The sequence below is a fragment of the Ruegeria sp. YTSC106 genome, assembly GCF_059609765.1.
Genome location: NZ_JBXWMI010000008.1, coordinates 120719 through 136969 on the forward strand (window position 1 = coordinate 120719; position 16251 = coordinate 136969).

General features: G+C 57.8%; 20 protein-coding genes and 2 tRNA genes. 8 read left to right on the forward strand and 14 right to left on the reverse strand.

Annotated features, from left to right (window positions below; translation table 11 throughout):
- The first annotated feature begins 11 nt into the window (after positions 1-11).
- The 3 genes from AC2FEB_RS12970 (at position 12) to AC2FEB_RS12980 (ending at position 1516) form a co-directional block, all read left to right on the forward strand.
- Positions 12-293: a hypothetical protein gene (locus AC2FEB_RS12970; protein ID WP_117868303.1), complete on the forward strand. Its 282-nt coding sequence runs from the start codon at positions 12-14 to the stop codon at positions 291-293.
- A gap of 97 nt (positions 294-390) precedes the next feature.
- On the forward strand, positions 391-849 hold the full coding sequence (locus AC2FEB_RS12975; RefSeq protein WP_496675615.1) for a YHS domain-containing (seleno)protein: 459 nt from the start codon (positions 391-393) through the stop codon (positions 847-849).
- Positions 850-1045: 196 nt separating this feature from the next.
- Entirely contained in the window at positions 1046-1516 is a 471-nt protein-coding gene (locus tag AC2FEB_RS12980; protein WP_117868304.1) for a CoA-binding protein, read from the forward strand.
- On the opposite strand, the gene AC2FEB_RS12985 is transcribed toward AC2FEB_RS12980, so the two are convergent.
- From AC2FEB_RS12985 to AC2FEB_RS13000, 4 genes are all read right to left on the reverse strand, one after another.
- Positions 1513-2085, reverse strand: coding sequence for a hypothetical protein (locus AC2FEB_RS12985; RefSeq protein WP_117868305.1), 573 nt, complete (start codon positions 2083-2085; stop codon positions 1513-1515). The genes AC2FEB_RS12980 and AC2FEB_RS12985 overlap by 4 nt on opposite strands.
- Before the next feature lie 69 nt (positions 2086-2154).
- Positions 2155-2472, reverse strand: coding sequence for a phosphoribosyl-ATP diphosphatase (locus tag AC2FEB_RS12990; protein ID WP_117868306.1), 318 nt, complete (start codon positions 2470-2472; stop codon positions 2155-2157).
- Positions 2469-3230, reverse strand: coding sequence for an imidazole glycerol phosphate synthase subunit HisF (gene hisF, locus AC2FEB_RS12995; protein ID WP_117872606.1), 762 nt, complete (start codon positions 3228-3230; stop codon positions 2469-2471). Before hisF ends, AC2FEB_RS12990 begins: the two co-directional genes overlap by 4 nt.
- A gap of 112 nt (positions 3231-3342) precedes the next feature.
- Positions 3343-5391 carry a fused MFS/spermidine synthase gene (locus AC2FEB_RS13000; RefSeq protein ID WP_254683771.1) on the reverse strand — a complete coding sequence of 683 codons (2049 nt, stop codon included), beginning with the start codon at positions 5389-5391 and terminating at the stop codon, positions 3343-3345.
- On the opposite strand from AC2FEB_RS13000, the gene AC2FEB_RS13005 reads away from it, so the two are divergent.
- Positions 5390-5641 carry a hypothetical protein gene (locus AC2FEB_RS13005; protein WP_254683772.1) on the forward strand — a complete coding sequence of 84 codons (252 nt, stop codon included), beginning with the start codon at positions 5390-5392 and terminating at the stop codon, positions 5639-5641. The two genes, AC2FEB_RS13000 and AC2FEB_RS13005, sit on opposite strands and share 2 nt — an antisense overlap.
- 150 nt (positions 5642-5791) lie before the next feature.
- Positions 5792-6238, forward strand: a complete 447-nt coding sequence (locus AC2FEB_RS13010) for a DUF302 domain-containing protein (RefSeq protein ID WP_162896732.1) — start codon at positions 5792-5794, stop codon at positions 6236-6238.
- Between the two features lie 11 nt (positions 6239-6249).
- Here AC2FEB_RS13010 and AC2FEB_RS13015 read toward each other — a convergent pair whose 3' ends face one another.
- Both AC2FEB_RS13015 and hisA read right to left on the reverse strand, forming a co-directional pair.
- Positions 6250-6714, reverse strand: a complete 465-nt coding sequence (locus AC2FEB_RS13015) for a DUF2867 domain-containing protein (RefSeq protein WP_117868307.1) — start codon at positions 6712-6714, stop codon at positions 6250-6252.
- Between the two features lie 4 nt (positions 6715-6718).
- Positions 6719-7441 (reverse strand): 1-(5-phosphoribosyl)-5-[(5-phosphoribosylamino)methylideneamino]imidazole-4-carboxamide isomerase, encoded by a 723-nt coding sequence (gene hisA / locus AC2FEB_RS13020; RefSeq protein ID WP_117868308.1) that lies wholly within the window; start codon positions 7439-7441, stop codon positions 6719-6721.
- Positions 7442-7575: 134 nt separating this feature from the next.
- Between hisA and AC2FEB_RS13025 the strand changes: the two genes are divergently transcribed.
- Positions 7576-7977, forward strand: coding sequence for a DUF2147 domain-containing protein (locus tag AC2FEB_RS13025; protein WP_117868309.1), 402 nt, complete (start codon positions 7576-7578; stop codon positions 7975-7977).
- Between the two features lie 3 nt (positions 7978-7980).
- Here AC2FEB_RS13025 and hisH read toward each other — a convergent pair whose 3' ends face one another.
- Complete coding sequence (gene hisH, locus AC2FEB_RS13030) at positions 7981-8619, reverse strand: imidazole glycerol phosphate synthase subunit HisH (protein ID WP_117868310.1); 639 nt, start codon at positions 8617-8619, stop codon at positions 7981-7983.
- On the reverse strand, positions 8620-9207 hold the full coding sequence (hisB, locus tag AC2FEB_RS13035) for an imidazoleglycerol-phosphate dehydratase HisB (protein WP_117868311.1): 588 nt from the start codon (positions 9205-9207) through the stop codon (positions 8620-8622).
- Positions 9208-9361: 154 nt separating this feature from the next.
- Here hisB and AC2FEB_RS13040 point away from each other — a divergent pair, with 154 nt between their 5' ends.
- Positions 9362-9601, forward strand: coding sequence for an Lrp/AsnC family transcriptional regulator (locus tag AC2FEB_RS13040; protein ID WP_117868312.1), 240 nt, complete (start codon positions 9362-9364; stop codon positions 9599-9601).
- Here the strand turns inward: AC2FEB_RS13040 and AC2FEB_RS13045 are convergent.
- The 3 genes from AC2FEB_RS13045 to AC2FEB_RS13055 all read right to left on the reverse strand — a co-directional run bounded on the left by AC2FEB_RS13045 (position 9598) and on the right by AC2FEB_RS13055 (position 10730).
- The gene (locus AC2FEB_RS13045) at positions 9598-10464 is read right to left on the reverse strand and encodes a GNAT family N-acetyltransferase (protein WP_496884094.1); all 867 of its coding nucleotides are present in this window, start codon (positions 10462-10464) and stop codon (positions 9598-9600) included. The two genes, AC2FEB_RS13040 and AC2FEB_RS13045, sit on opposite strands and share 4 nt — an antisense overlap.
- A gap of 83 nt (positions 10465-10547) precedes the next feature.
- A tRNA-Gly gene (locus AC2FEB_RS13050) sits at positions 10548-10622 on the reverse strand.
- A 33-nt stretch (positions 10623-10655) separates the two neighbouring features.
- Positions 10656-10730 (reverse strand) — tRNA-Gly (locus AC2FEB_RS13055).
- 150 nt (positions 10731-10880) lie between these two features.
- Between AC2FEB_RS13055 and AC2FEB_RS13060 the strand changes: the two genes are divergently transcribed.
- Positions 10881-11033, forward strand: a complete 153-nt coding sequence (locus tag AC2FEB_RS13060) for a hypothetical protein (RefSeq protein WP_162896733.1) — start codon at positions 10881-10883, stop codon at positions 11031-11033.
- A 15-nt stretch (positions 11034-11048) separates the two neighbouring features.
- Here AC2FEB_RS13060 and AC2FEB_RS13065 read toward each other — a convergent pair whose 3' ends face one another.
- The 3 genes from AC2FEB_RS13065 to AC2FEB_RS13075 all read right to left on the reverse strand — a co-directional run bounded on the left by AC2FEB_RS13065 (position 11049) and on the right by AC2FEB_RS13075 (position 16231).
- Entirely contained in the window at positions 11049-11432 is a 384-nt protein-coding gene (locus tag AC2FEB_RS13065) for an MAPEG family protein (RefSeq protein WP_117868315.1), read from the reverse strand.
- Positions 11433-11511: 79 nt separating this feature from the next.
- On the reverse strand, positions 11512-14949 hold the full coding sequence (locus AC2FEB_RS13070; protein WP_496884095.1) for a pyruvate carboxylase: 3438 nt from the start codon (positions 14947-14949) through the stop codon (positions 11512-11514).
- Between the two features lie 160 nt (positions 14950-15109).
- Positions 15110-16231 carry an alpha-hydroxy acid oxidase gene (locus AC2FEB_RS13075; protein WP_117868317.1) on the reverse strand — a complete coding sequence of 374 codons (1122 nt, stop codon included), beginning with the start codon at positions 16229-16231 and terminating at the stop codon, positions 15110-15112.
- Positions 16232-16251 lie beyond the last annotated feature (20 nt).

Here is a 16251-nt window from a genome sequence, read left to right on the forward strand (position 1 = left end):
AGGAGAGCGCTATTTCCGGTCCATCAAAAATCGCGACCTGCTGCTATTGTGGGACCCGGGCTGCGTTGGTCCTGAGAGGCAAAGAGCGGCACGAGCTGAGCTGTTCCAATTGTGGCGCTCCTTTGCACGATCTGAAGATGCTGCCAAAGCGGAAGGCTGCGCCTTCCAAATCGGTGCGATCTGCCGTTTCTCACTCCCCTCTGCGGAAGACCAAGCGAAAAAAGAAGAAAAAGAGCATGTTCTCGCGCGTTTTCGATGAAGCCTGGGATGTGATCGAAGATATCTTTGATTGAACGTATTTGGGTGAAGATCGTTCACATCCACGTCAACAGGGGTTCCGCATGCAGCAAAAAATTGCATCTTGATACCCCAGTGAATTCAGATTCTGACATGACAATGCTGACCCGACGTTCCACACTTGGCGCGCTGTGCGCCTTTTTTCTGGCTCCTGCCACCTACGCGCAGGATATGCCGGTCTATTACACCACCGAAGGGGTGGCGTTGGCCGGGTATGATGCCGTGTCCTATTTCGACAGTTCTACGCCCATAATAGGCATGCCCGAGAATTCAGTAATGTGGAAAGGGGCGCGTTGGCATTTCACCTCGCAGGAGAACCGCGAACTTTTTGAAAGCAATCCCCGTGCTTTCGCACCGCAGTTCGGCGGTTATTGTTCTTATGCGATGGCGATGGGGGTTCTGAAGAGTACAGACCCCAAGGCCTGGAAAGTTGTGGATGGTCGTCTTTACCTGACGCACTCGATGGAGATCGAGGAGGTTTGGCAGCGGGATCAGGCGGAATACATTGAGATGGCTGAACAAAACTGGCCGGCGGTCCTCTATCGGGAATGAGCGGGAATCAGATAATTGTGAAGAGTCATCACAAAAAAGCGCACCCCCCCTTTTTTTTAACAAAGATATGCCTAAATGTCACAGTGACCGCGGAACGGAACTGCCGCGGGTCATTTCACTGTCCCTCGTTCCAACAACTGGCGCCCAAGGCATCTTGGGCGCTTTTTTCTTTTTGGAACCCTGCTAAGGATAGGGCATGCCCAACTATTCCGATCAGCACCTGAGAACCATTCTGCAACGCACCAAGACCGTTGCCGTTGTTGGGGTGTCCATGAACCCGGTGCGACCCAGCTATTACGTCGCCCGCTACCTGTCGTTGAAAGGGTTCAACGTGATCCCGGTCAATCCGGGCCATGTCGGGAAAGACCTGTTTGGCCAGACGGTACGCGGCAGCCTTTCGGAGATATCCGAACCCGTGGACATGGTAGACATTTTCCGTCGATCCGAGGCCGTGCCTCCCATAGTGGATGAAGCGCTGGACGCTTTCCCGTCGCTAGGCACAATCTGGATGCAGATCGGGGTTGAACACCCCGAAGCAGCAGCCAAGGCCGAGGCCCGCGGTGTAGATGTCGTGATGAACCGCTGCCCTAAGATCGAATATCAGCGCCTGTTTGGCGAGCTGCGCATGGGCGGGTTTTCGACCGGGATCATCTCGTCCAAGCTTTAAGGCGTTTCAGGCTTGTATGGCTTCAGCCGGGCCACCTGTTCCTGTCGTCGTTTTTCCAGCACGACGTCACGTGGCACCCACTCATAGCGGGTATCCTCGACCAGCGGAGACCAGAACAGCACCCCGCCATAGCGCCAGGGGTCCAGCACGACGCCCTCATACAGCGACTCTCCCTTGCGACTGATAATCGCCGTGCTGTGGTCGATCCTCAGCGGATTGTCGGCGTTGGCGATGGCGCGGTGCAACTCCAGCGTCTGGAAGTTTTCCTGTTTCAGGCGACGTTCAATATCCTCGGCCCAATGCCAGCACAGACCACGCGGGCGCAAGCCCTTGTTGACCTTTGCATTGTGGATCAGCGGCGGATCGGTGATCTGGTATTCGCCCACCAGCTGCGCGGTATAGGAATAGGCGACTTGCGCTGCCCGGCGGGCCTCTTCAGGATCGATATCTGGGCCAAGCAGCTGAATCTCGGCTGTCAGGCGTTGCACCTCATCCCCGGTCGAGGCGGGAGGTGCAGAGCAAGCTGCACCAAGAGCAAGTGTTGCCACAAGCATCAGTACTCGGATCATGTCGCGCCCTCGGCCTGTCAGTCTGACGCCCGAGTATAGCGGCCATTGTAACGGCGCGGAACCCGGCCCTTACCCTTTGGGTCGGGCGGCTTTTTCGGCAATGCCGCTGACGCCCTGACGGCGCGCAAGCTCAGCCAGGACATCCTCCAGCGCTACGTCTCGCGCGGCCAGCATGACCAGCAGGTGGTACAGAACGTCTGCCGCCTCAGCGGTCAACTTGGCCTTATCGCCCCTCGTGGCTTCAATAATGGCTTCGATGGCTTCTTCACCAAATTTCTCGGCGCATTTCTCGGGACCCTTTGCAAGCAGCTTGGCAGTCCAGCTTGAATCCGGATCCGCCCCTTTGCGCGCCTCAATCGTGGCAGAAAGGTCGTGTAGAATACTCATGTCAGCCTCATCGGAATGCCAGCGGCGGCCATATGTTCTTTGGCTTCGCGGATCGTGTATTCGCCGAAATGGAAGATCGAGGCAGCAAGCACCGCACTCGCGCCGCCTTCGGTGACGCCTTCGACAAGATGGTCCAGATTGCCGACACCGCCGCTTGCGATTACCGGCACGTCGACTGCATCGGAAATCGCGCGTGTCAGGGGCAGGTTGAAGCCAGCCTTGGTGCCATCGCGATCCATCGAGGTCAGCAGGATTTCTCCGGCGCCTTTGGCGACAACGGTTTTTGCGAACTCTACCGCGTCAATGCCCGTGGGCTTGCGTCCGCCATGGGTGAAAATCTCCCACTTGCCGGGACTGACAGTTTTCGCGTCGATGGCGCAGACGATGCACTGGCTGCCGAATTGATCTGCCGATTCCGCGATCACATCGGGATTGGCAACGGCAGCCGAGTTGAAGCTGACCTTGTCTGCCCCGGCCAGCAACAGGGCGCGTACATCATCCTTGGTACGAACGCCGCCGCCGACTGTCAGAGGTACAAAGCACTGCTCGGCTGTGCGCTGTACCACATCGAACATGGTGCCGCGGTTTTCGTGGGTGGCGTGGATGTCCAGAAAACAGATCTCGTCCGCGCCTGCGGCGTCATACGCCTTGGCCGATTCAACGGGATCGCCTGCATCGCGCAGACCAACGAAATTCACGCCTTTGACCACGCGGCCATCGGCAACATCAAGGCAGGGAATGATCCGGGTTTTCAGCATCTGATCGTCCTTTGTTGCCGGACCTTTACCGGCAAAGCGTCGCTGATGCCACAGACGTTTTGACGCCCACGGCCCGGATCGCACCGGCCATGGGCAGCGCAGGTGTCCTGCTTTAGTGATCCCGGTTCTTCAGCAGTTTCAGCGCCGAGAGCAAGTTTGCCTTGTCATCGGTCCACGGCTGCGCGCCGTCGGTTTCAACGACTTGCCAGTTTCCGTCCTGCACAAAACTCTCAATTCGGGATTTGTCCGGGCTCAGGATCACAACGCTGCTGGTGGCGGCTCCGGTTTCAACCTGCTCTTCACCCACGGCCAGCCGTTGATGCGCAGCTGTCAGGTTCAAACTGTCGGCAATTCGTGCCAAAGGCTGGACCAGATCGTAGAACCGGTTCGTGATGTGGAACACCAGAACCCCATCGTCGGTCAGGCGGCTCGTGTACATCTCTACCGCCTCCCGTGTGATCAGGTGAAGCGGAATCGCGTCCGAGCTGTAAGCATCCAAAACCAGGATATCGAAGGCAAATGGCCTTTGCTTCAGGACGATCCGGGCATCACCCAGATGGGTTTCTGAATCGGGCGTGCATTCAGACAGATAGGTGAACAGCGAAGGGTCGCGTGCGATCTGGTCTACAGTCGCGTCGATCTCGAAGAAGTCCCAGTTTTGCGAAGGCTGCCGGTAACAGGCCAGCGCCCCTGTTCCCAGACCAACTATTCCGATGCTGCTGGATTGTTTGCCGAAATCTGACGTGATGACCTGCGCCATTGGTCCTTCGGGGTGATAATAGGACAGCGGTGTGGGCCGAGTGCCATATTCGGATTCGCGTTGCCAGCCATGCACCGTGGTGCCGTTCTTGTAGACGCGGTAGCCCTCACTTGAATACACCGAATGCACACCAAAGAAGCTGCGGTCTTCGAACACCGGATTGTTCTTTACTGCAAATGCAGGCAGCAGAACGACGGCAAGAACCACCGGGATACGCAAGGCCTGAGTCCGGAACAGGTACAGTACTGCAAATATCAGCACGAACAGGGCGCCTGCGCGCGGAATGTCCGCGCTCATGGCCGCGACGCCCCGTGTCGCACCCGCGATGACGAGGATGAAAACACTTGCCGCAATGCCCATGATGACGTGGCGAAGGGCAAATCCCGGCGCGCGGACAAGGAATAATCCTCCGGCCAGGATCATGGTGATTGGCGCCTCCAACTCACGTGTGAAGACAATTGGCGCAACGATCGAGTTGAACAACCCGCCAATCGCTCCGCCCACGGAAAGGGCAATGTAGAACACGGTCAACTGCTCGGCTGACGGACGCATGTCGTAAAGCAGGCGATGTGCAAAAAGAGCGATGACGAACAACACCGGGACATAGAGCAGGATGACCACCGGCGCGTCATGTTCGCTGACCACTTTGGACACCAGTACGACACCCGCCGCCAGCGCCGCCAGCATAGGCAGGTTCAAAGCGTCAAGCGTCAGGTGTTTCCATTTGGCGAAGGCAATGATGAAGGACAGGATGTAGACCGCCAGCGGAACGACCCAGATCAGCGGGAGAGCACCAAGGTCCGTGCTGACCCGCGTTGTGAAGGACAGCATCAATGAGGAGGGAATGAATGCGACGAACACCCAGATAGCTATTTGCCGCAGGGTGGGGAAACTGGCTTTAAGTGCTGTTTGCACCGACGACTCTGTGTGACGTGACCCCCGCAGGGCGATCATGCCACTGCCAAGCAAGAGCGCCCCGAACAGCACAAAGCCGATCAGCCACACGCGGCTGATCTCAGCGGCCCCAAAAAATGGGTCTGCAACCAGGGGGAAAGCCAGCAACGCCAGCAATGATCCGACATTACTGGCGCTGTAAAGGAAATACGGATCATCCGCCGACGGCCCGCCCGACTTGGCGTACCATGACTGCAACAGGGGCGCATTTGCCGACAACACTGCAAAAGGTACACCTACACCTACGGCGAACAGGCCAAGCGTTTGCACTGCGGTCGAGGTCGTGGCGTTATAGCTCCAGCTTTCGCTGGTGGACAGCGGCAGGAAAGTCAGCGCTGCGACCCAGAGGGCAAAATGGGTAACGATCTGCCAGCGCAAGGGCAGAAATTTGGTCAAAAGATGTGCGTACACATATCCGAGAATCAGCACCACTTGGAAAAACAGCATGGCGGTGGTCCAAACTGCCGGCGCACCGCCAATCTTGGGAAGAACCAGCTTGGCAAAAAGCGGCTGGACAAAGAAAAGCAGACTCGCGCTTGTGAAAATCGCCGCGCAGAAGATCGCAATGGTTGCTGATCTGAATCTGGACGTGTTGGGAACGTCTAGGTTCGAAATACTCACGTTTGCCACCCGGGTTGTTGTGTTTGACGAGGGAATTAAGCGGGGATTCCGCCCGAATTATGGCTCAACGCAGTAAAATGTTTGGCTTTTGGTCGGATTGTTCGCAAAAGCAAGGGTAAAATGGGCATCTCCAATTCAGGCAAGGCTTTGCTGATGCCAGACTTGTGATTGTCAGATTTCCAAAACCTGTGAGAATTGGGGTGAATTTTATAGAAGGAAAACCGATATGCGTACATTGATACTGGCTTCAATTCTTTCGTTCGGAGGGGCTCTTGCCGCCATGGCTGACGACATCATCAAAGTTCAAACGAATAAATCCGTAGTCGAGGCGCTGGATGATCTGGAGGCAGCGGTAGGCAACGCAGGAGCCACGGTGTTCGCCCGCATCGACCACGCGGCGGGGGCGGAAAAGGTCGGAACGCCCATCCCGGCCAATCAAGTGCTGATTTTCGGCAATCCTGCGCTGGGTACGCCAGCCATGCAGATCGATCCGCGTGCGGGGTTGTTCCTGCCGCTCAAGGTGCAGGCATATGAGGACGGCAACGGTCAGGTCTGGCTGGCCTATGAAGATCCCAAAGAGACGATGGATGAACTGGATGACGTCGAAAAATCACCCGTCATCGAGAAAATGCGCGGCGCACTGGCCAAGCTGACCGCCGCCGCTGCGGGTTAAGACCTTTTTGGTTATGCGCTTGCGCTTTTCACACGCGCAAGCGCGTTTCGCGCGATCAGGATGTGAAACGGCAGGATCGCAGCAAGGTACAGTCGCCCACCCCAATTGTGACGATGTACCCAGGTGGCCAGCGAGATTCGGCCGTTTTCTGACAGGATTGAGACACGAAAATCCAGATGGCGGTCGTTGAATCCTGCAATCACTTCGGCCTCACCATCATATTCAACCGGAAAAATCCCCAGCTTGTCCGCAGCCTCAGGTCCTTTCGAGCTGAGGCCGAAAGGTGCGACCAACGCGCCACGTAATCGCACCAGCGCCATCGTCCATGCCGGAAACGCGGTAATGATTTCTGCGGCTCGACGAGGTGAGAGTTCCGATTCGACGCTGAAGCAGTCCAGAAAATCGCCGTCTTTATACCGTTTGTGCAGCAGGCTTTGCGCGGACAAATCAGAACGCTTTACAGGCGAATGGAACATTGAACTATTCTCTGAGAGTTGTCAGAGCCTCTTTCAGATCAATCGCCCCATCATAAAGCGCACGTCCGGAAATGGCACCGTTCAGGGCTGCGCCACAATCGCGCAGGGCGATCAGATCGGCGATCGATGACACGCCACCGGATGCGATAACAGGAATGCCTACCGTTCTGGCGAGGTCTGCCGTGGCCTCGATATTGGGGCCCTGCATGGCGCCGTCACGGTTGATATCTGTGTAGATGATCGCGGCCACGCCCGCGTCTTCGAAGCTGCGGGCCAGATCAGTCACCTGAACATTGGTTTCTTCGGCCCAGCCTTTTGTGGCCACCATGCCGTTGCGCGCGTCGATGCCCACGGCGATCTTGCCCGGGAACGCCTTGGCTGCTTCACGCACCAAGTCAGGGTTTTCGACGGCAACCGTGCCCAGAATAACCCGCGCCAGACCCTTTTCGACCCAGGTTTCGATGGTCGCCATGTCACGGATGCCGCCGCCCAATTGCGCAGGCACATTGCAGGTTTCCAGAATCGCCTCGACCGGGGCGGCGTTGACCGGTTCACCCGCGAAGGCACCGTTCAGATCGACCAGATGCAGCCACTCGCACCCGGCCTCGACAAAGGCGCGCGCTTGTGCCGCCGGGTCTTCGTTGAACACGGTGGCCTTGTCCATGTCACCGCGCAGAAGGCGCACGGCATTGCCGTCTTTGAGGTCGATGGCGGGGTAGAGGATCATGTCGGGCGGCCCTATATCACTGTTACACGCGCGGGATATCGCACAGGCAGGGCAGGGGATGCAACGCGACGCTGGGTCATTCTTGCCCGTCGCTGAATGCCGGGTCAGACTGCCCTCAAAACAGGGAGAAAACTATGAAGAGATTTACTTTTGCAGCGGGTTTGATGTTTCTCGCAACCGGCGCGATGGCTGCAGATCCCGTCGACGGTCTGTGGAAGACTGCACCCGGTGATACCGGCGGCTATCTGCACGTGACGATTTCCGAATGCGGTAGTGCGATCTGCGGAACCATCGACAGCGCGTTTGATGCGGATGGCAACGAGCAGCTGGAATATGAAAACCTCGGTAAGAAGATCATCTGGGACATGGTGCCCGAGGATGGCGGAAGCTATGACAGCGGCAAGATCTGGGCACCGGACCGGGACAAGACATACAATTCGAAAATGTCGCTGGACGGCCAGAACAAACTGACCGTCAAAGGGTGTGTGGCGGGCGGTCTGATCTGCCGCGGACAAACCTGGACGCGTGTTCAGTAGGCCTCAGGGTTTCCAGGTCAGGAAGTTGCCCAGCATGCGCAGGCCAACGTCCTGACTTTTCTCGGGGTGGAACTGCATTCCAACCATCGTGTCGCGGCCAATGACGGCCGTGACTTCCTGCCCGTAGTCCACATAGGCCAATCGCTGTGCCGGGTCGGATACGCGGAAGTGGTAAGAGTGGACGAAATAGGTGTGATCGCCGGATTTCACCCCGTTGAACACCGGGTGATCGCTGTCCAGAACAAGATCGTTCCAGCCCATATGCGGCACTTTCAGCGCTGTGTCTGACGGTTCGATCCTGACGACATCGCCGGAAATCCAGTCCAGACCATCCGTTTCGCTGTATTCATGGCCTTTGGTTGCCATCAACTGCATGCCCACACAGATGCCCAGAAACGGGCGGCCTTTCTGTTCGACCGCCTCGACCATCGCGTCATAAATACCCTTGTGACCACGCAGCTCGGCGGCGCATGCCGGAAACGCTCCGTCGCCGGGCAAGACCAAACGATCCGCGCGTGCCACAACATCCGCGTCCGAGGTGACGACAACCTCACCCGCGCCGACCTCTTGCGCCATGCGCTGAAACGCTTTTTCCGCCGAGTGCAGGTTGCCGCTTTCGTAGTCGATAATGGCGGTCAGCATTTACAACGCGCCTTTGGTCGACGGAATCGCGTCTGCCTTGCGCGGATCGGTTTCGACGGCGTCGCGCAGCGCGCGCGCAACGGCCTTGAATGCAGCCTCGGCGATGTGGTGGCTGTTGAAGCCGTGCAACTGGTCGATATGCAGCGTGATGCCGCCATGGGTGCTGAGAGCCTGAAAGAATTCACGCACAAGCTCTGTGTCAAACGCGCCGATTTTCTGTGTCGGCAGCTCCACATTCCAGATCAGGTAGGGGCGGCCCGACAGGTCCAGCGCACAGCGCACCTGAGCGTCATCCATCGGCAGGTGGCATTCGCCATACCGCCGAACACCTTTCTTGTCGCCCAGAGCTTTCGTCAGTGCCTGCCCCAGCGCGATGCCGGTATCTTCGACCGTGTGGTGGTCGTCGATGTGGTAATCGCCCTTGGCTCGGATCGTCATGTCGATCAGTGAATGACGTGCCAACTGGTCCAGCATGTGGTCAAAGAAGCCTACGCCGGTCTGGTTGTCATACTGGCCGGTGCCGTCCAGATTGACCTCGACCGAAATTTCGGTCTCGGCGGTCTGACGGCTGATCTTTGCGCTGCGCATGGGCGAATTCCTTTTGCTACAGGCGCGCTTATAGACGGGGTTGGTCCAGTTGATCCAGTGCCCGCGTCGCGATCGCTTCAAACTGTTGCAGGGGATTGCACCCAGGTCCGCGCCATGCCAGCCTGCCGGAAACTCGATTCAAAAGGCCCGGCTCATGTCCACCTGCGTTTTCATACAAATCCGTTGCAAACCCGGTACCACCTACAAGGTCGCCGAAGAGATTGCGTTACGCGAAATTCACTCGGAACTCTATTCCACCAGCGGTGAGTATGATCTGATGCTCAAGCTCTATATCCCCGAAACCGAGGATGTGGGCCATTTTATCAACGAGCACCTGCTGGTGATTCCAAACATTGAGCGGTCGCTGACCACGATGACGTTCAAGGCGTTCTAGCCCAACTCAAACGTCGTTACGCCAAAGATGCGAGTCAGGTCGATATCGGGTTCGTGATCGGAATACATTCGGGCCGTTTCGAACACCTTGTCCAGCCCAAGCTCGTCGGCCAGCGCAAAAGCAGCTGTGTTGGGCTGAGGCATATCGACGAAGACCTCATGTTCGCTGTGGTCTTCAGGAATTGCCTTCAAAAGTGCCCGCAGCAAAGCCTTCGCAATTTTGGACGTATCTGCGAACAGCGGGCCAACCTTATAGCCGGTTAGGCAGGGGCGCAGAGTCGCGTAGCCGCGGATTTTACCATTCTCAGTGTAGAGTTTCGAGACATGGCTAAAGGCACTCAACCAGCTTTCCAGAAACAGATCGCGCGGGGCAGGGAATAGCTTGCGGTCGTAAGCTTTCAGGTCATCAGATGCGCTGTTCAGATCGGTTATGTGGTCAATCGGCGCGGTGCCCAACTTCGCCAAAACCCGTGTCTTCGTCCCGGAAAAACGGTAGTTGTTGTAGGCGAAGGTGAAGCCGGATTTGCGATAGTTGTCCTGTTGTTCCACCACACCATCCAGACCCATATTCCGGCCGGTGCAATGCGCCAGCGCGTGTCCCGCAATCTCAAACCCGTGTCCGTGATGCCGGAAATCAGGTTTTACGATGTAGAAGCCAAGAAACGAAAACGCGTCGTTGTAATTAACTGCCGAAACCGAGGCGATCATCTCACCATCCAGGAACCCGCCCAGAAACCCTTCCGGGTCGGTCGGCCGAAAGCATTCGGCATCATGCACCCCCGGGTTCCATCCCTCACGCCCAGCCCAATCCACGGCGTGTTGGACTTCTACGAAGGTCAGAGGGCGGATGATGTAATCAGACATGGGTAATGATCCTATAGTGCGCAATGCAGCCAGAATGGCGCAACGCTCCACAAAGAACCAGCTTGTTTGGTGAGTTTGGTATCTGGAGCGGGCGAGGCGATTCGAACGCCCGACCCTAACCTTGGCAAGGTTATGCTCTACCCCTGAGCTACGCCCGCATCAGATACATATGTGGTCCAAAGACCTCTCAATGGAGCGGGCGAGGCGATTCGAACGCCCGACCCTAACCTTGGCAAGGTTATGCTCTACCCCTGAGCTACGCCCGCGCCGTTGAGTGAGGAGGGATGTATAAATTCCCACGCGGGGCTGCAAGCGGAAAAACACAAAAAAGAGGAAAAATCTTTCGACGGAACCCGGCTTCCGGTCCGTTCAATCTCAAACGCAGATCAAAAAAGGACATGGGTGGAAGGGCTTTCATGATATCCGTTGCAGACATGAAGATAATGGCGCTGGCCGCAATGATTTTGCTGGTCACCGCGATGCCAGAACCGGACAATCACGCACACAATCGGATCACGCCCGTTTTGTTGAAAGCGCCCTATGTGATGACGACGGATCTGACGGGATAGCATCCGCCAGCCAACCTATAGCGCCAGAATCAGGTTTGTGATGGCCGCAATCAGAATGGCCAGGAAAGTCAGGCTCATGCCAGCCTGCCGCAGGATGACGATCTGGGGCGTGCGCCCAAATCCGTATGCGTGCAAAAGACGCCCGGCCAGCAACATCAAGCCCAGTCCATGCAAAATCAACCCACCTGCGCCCTGCAACTCTACCATAGCAATCAGCAAAAGGGCGATTGGGGCGTATTCGGCGCAATTTGAATGTGTCCTTATCGCCTTGATCATCAATTTGCTGCCCCCATCCCCGACCGAGATTTTGTCGCTGCGGCGCTGCAGGATCACTTTGACGCTGAGTGCAACGTAAAGGATAGCAATCAGGGCCGCATAGATCGGGGTGATAGCAAGCATGGTGTTTCTCCGGTTCAGCATAGTAAAAGGGCCGCGTGGTTTCCCGCGCGGCCCTTTGAACTGTAACCGGTTCGTCAGCTTATTCCAGCTCGACCAGAAGGTCCTTTGCGTCAATCTGGCCGCCGGGCTGCACATGAACGGCCTTGACGGTCGCATCGCGCTCGGCGTGGATTCCCGTTTCCATCTTCATCGCCTCGATGGTCAGCAACATGTCGCCTTCCTTGATCTGTTGACCCGCAGTCACTGCGACGGTGGCCACAACACCCGGCATCGGCGCGCCGATATGATCCGGGTTGCCAACCTCGGCCTTGGGGCGCGCTTGCGTGCTTGACGTGACCATCCGGTTCGGAACCCGGATCACGCGCGGCTGGCCGTTGAGTTCAAAGAACACTTTGACCTCGCCCTTTTCATCCGTTTCGCCAATGGCCTGACAGCGGATTTCCAGCGTCTTGCCGGGGTCGATTTCCGCCGTGATCTCTTCACCGGGCTCCATGCCGTAGAAGAAAGTGCGCGTAGGCAGGGTACGGACCGGGCCGTAAATCCGGTGACGTCCCATGTAGTCCAGGAACACCTTGGGATACATCAGGTATCCGTTCAGATCCTCGTCATCGACCTCTTTGCCTTCCAGTTGCTTGGACAGCTCTACGCGGGTGGCCTCAAGATCAACCGCAGTCACGTCCTTGCCGGGGCGCTCGGTGTTGGGGGCTTCGTCCTTAAGCACCTTCTTGATGATGGTGTCCGGAAAACCGCCCGGAGGCTGACCCAGATTGCCGCGCATCATGTCCACGACCGAGTCCGGGAAGGCCACGTCGGTATCGGGGTCCTCGACCTGTTCGCGGGTCATGTTCTGGCTGACCATCATCAGCGCCATGTCGCCAACGACCTTGGAAGACGGCGTTACCTTCACGATGTCACCGAACATCTGGTTCACGTCAGCATACATCTGCGCCACTTCGTGCCAGCGCTCTTCCAGACCCAGGCTGCGCGCCTGTGCCTTGAGGTTGGTGAACTGACCGCCGGGCATCTCGTGCAGATAAACTTCCGAGGCCGGAGCCTGCAGGCTCGACTCGAACGCCGCGTACTGGCCGCGGACGACCTCGAAGTAATCGCTGATTTCACGGATCGCCTTGATGTCCAGACCGGTGTCGCGGTCTGTGTGGCGCAGCGCTTCGACCACCGTACCCAGCGTCGCCTGGCTGGTGTTGCCCGAGAAGCTGTCCATCGCGCAGTCAACAGCATCCACGCCCGCCTCGGACGCGGCCAGAATGGTCGCGCTGGCAATACCGGCAGTGTCATGTGTGTGGAAGTGGATCGGCAGCCCGACCTCTTCTTTCAGCGCGCGGATCAGGATCTTGGCCGCGGCGGGTTTCAGCAGGCCGGCCATGTCTTTCAGGCCGAGGATATGCGCGCCGGCGTCGCGCAGCTCTTTCGCCATGCCGACATAGTATTTCAGGTCGTACTTGGCACGGTCCGGGTCAAGAATATCGCCAGTGTAACAGACGGTACCTTCACAAATCTTACCGGTTTCGACGACCGCATCCATCGCCACGCGCATGTTCTCGACCCAGTTCAGCGAGTCGAAGACACGGAACACGTCAATTCCTGTCGCCGCCTGACGCACGAACTCCTGCACCACGTTATCAGGATAGTTCGTATACCCCACTCCGTTTGCGCCGCGTAGCAGCATCTGGGTCATCAGGTTCGGCATCGCCTCGCGCAGGTCGCGCAGGCGCTGCCATGGACATTCCTGCAAGAAGCGGTAGGCGACGTCGAAGGTCGCACCGCCCCAACACTCGACCGAGAACAGCTGCGGCAGGTTCGCCGCATAGGTCGGGGCCACTTTGATCATGTCGATTGACCGCATCCGGGTCGCCAACAGAGACTGGTGCCCGTCGCGCATGGTGGTGTCGGTGATCAGCAGTTGGCGCTGGGCTTTCATCCAGTCTGCCACCGCCTGCGGGCCCTTCTGCTCCAGCAGGTTGCGCGTACCCATCTGCGGTTCGGCTTTCAGCGCGGGCGGCTTGGCCTCTTTCAGATCGGCGCGCGGTTCGGGGCGGTCCTTGGTCTCGGGATGTCCGTTCACCGTGATGTCGGCGATATAGGTCAAAACCTTGGTGCCCCGGTCGCGCCGCTTCTTGAAGGTGAACAGCTCAGGCGTGGTGTCGATGAACTTGGTGGTGTATTCGTTCGACAGGAAGGTCGGGTGCTTGAGCAGGTTGATGACGAAATCGATATTGGTGCTGACACCACGAATACGGAATTCTCGCAAGGCACGGTCCATCCGGCTGATCGCTTTTTCGGGCGTCGGGGCCCAAGCGGTAACCTTGGTCAGCAGCGAGTCATAATACCGGGTGATCACACCACCCGCATAGGCCGTCCCGCCATCCAGGCGAATACCCATACCGGTGGCCGAGCGATACGCGGTGATGCGGCCATAGTCGGGAATGAAGTTGTTCTGCGGATCTTCCGTCGTGATGCGGGTCTGCAGCGCGTGGCCGTTCAAATGCACGTCTGCCTGGCTTGCAGCGCCGGTCGCCTCTGCCAGAGGTTTGCCCTCGGCGATCAGGATCTGCGCCTGCACAATGTCAATGCCGGTGACTTCTTCGGTGACGGTGTGTTCCACCTGCACACGAGGGTTTACTTCGATGAAATAGAATTTGCCGGTTTCCATATCCATCAGGAACTCGACGGTTCCGGCACATTCGTAGTTCACATGAGCGCAGATCTTGCGGCCCAGTTCGCAGATTTCGGCGCGCTGTTCGTCGCTCAGATACGGGGCAGGGGCGCGTTCAACGACCTTTTGGTTCCGGCGCTGGACCGAGCAGTCGCGTTCATAGAGGTGATAGATTTCACCGTGTTTGTCACCCAGGATTTGCACCTCGACATGGCGCGCTCGGATGATCATTTTCTCCAGATAGCCTTCGCCATTGCCGAAGGCGGCCTCTGCCTCGCGACGGCCTTCCAGGACTTTCTCTTCCAGTTCTTCTTCCGACTGGATCGGGCGCATGCCGCGCCCGCCGCCGCCCCAGGACGCCTTGAGCATCAGCGGGTAACCGATCTCGGCGGCCTCCTTGCGGATCGCGTCCATGTCAACGCCCAGAACTTCGGTGGCAGGAATGACCGGAACACCTGCTTCGATGGCTACGCGTCGCGCGCTGGCCTTGTCGCCGAGCGCGCGCATGGTGTCCGCCTTTGGACCAATGAAGGTGATACCGTTCTTGACGCAGGCATCGACGAAATCCGGGTTCTCGGACAGCAGGCCATAGCCCGGGTGGATCGCGTCGGCACCACATTGCTTGGCAACACGGATAATCTCGTCGATCGAAAGATACGCGGCGACCGGCCCCATGCCTTCACCGATCTGATACGCCTCGTCCGCCTTGAACCGGTGCAGGCCCAGTTTGTCTTCTTCAGCGTAAACGGCGACGGTTCGTTTTCCCATTTCGTTTGCTGCGCGCATGACGCGGATGGCAATCTCGCCGCGGTTGGCGATCAGGATCTTGTTGAAGTCTGTCATGATAGGTCCCGGACTTTCGTGTATAGGCGTCTTATTGGGCGGAGAATACGCACACGTATATCCGTTCTTCTGGGTAGAACCGGCATGTTAACGCTCGCAAACGCCCTTTGGTCGCAGTGCCTTTATACTTATGCCGCGCCGCAGCATCAAATATTAAACGTTAACTCTCAATCTGACACAGGCTTGCCAATCCCATCTGACCCATATTAGCGTGCAGATCCTGTCTTAGGATATCGATGACATGTGCGGGCCCTTGTGCGCCAAGTGCGGCGAGTCCATACAAAAAAGCACGCCCGAGCATGACGAAATCCGCGCCAAGTGACATTGCCCTCAAGATATCCAGGCCGCCTTCGACGCCACTGTCGAAGATCAGGGGCAGGCGGGTCGCATCCCGGATAGAGGGAAGAATCTCAATGCTGGCCGGGGCCGCGTCAAATTGACGACCGCCATGATTCGACACCCACAAGGCGTCGACACCAACCTGTTCTAACCTGCTCGTATCCTCCGGGCGCAGGACGCCTTTCAGGACAAGCGGCCCGTCCCAATGGTCGCGCAGCCATTTGACATACTCCAGGTCTGGCGATGTTCGAAGCAGGTATCCGACATGTGCAGTCGGGGGCAGATCTCCGGGGTTTTCAATATACTTGTCCAGCGTTCGCATGTGCGGCACACCGTTGCGCAGCATGCCCATCGCCCAGGCGGGTCTCTGGGCGATCTGCGCCAGCACGCGCGGGGTCAGCTTTGGCGGTTGCCGCAAGCCCGATCGTGTCTGCCTTTCCCTGCGCGATGCGACGGGAACATCCGCTGTGAGAACCAGGGTTTTGAACCCGGCCTTGCGGACCCGGTTCAGCAGGTCCTTTCGAATATCCGGATCTCGGGGCGGATAAAGTTGGAACCAGGCATTGTCCCCAAGATGCGGTGCCATGTCTTCGGGGCTTTGGCTGGCTACTGTCGACAGAGTGTAGGGAATACCCGCCTTTGCGGCCGCGCTGGCAAGCAGCTGTTCCGCGCGAGGCCAGACCAGCCCGGACATTCCGATCGGTGCGATCCCGAATGGCAACGGATACGGAGCCTCAAGAAACGTCTTTGACGTATCAAAGTCCAGCTCACCGTGCAGGATCGAGGGGCAGAGGCGCACGTCATCCAGGGCTTGGCGGTTCCGGTGCAGTGTCGTTTCCATCCCGGTTCCACTGTCGATATACTCCCACACAAAATGCGGCAGGCGACGGCGCGCACGGTGTTTCAGATCCGGTATGCCGGGATAGGTGCTGTGCAAGTCCATGCAGATTGATCCGACCTGCC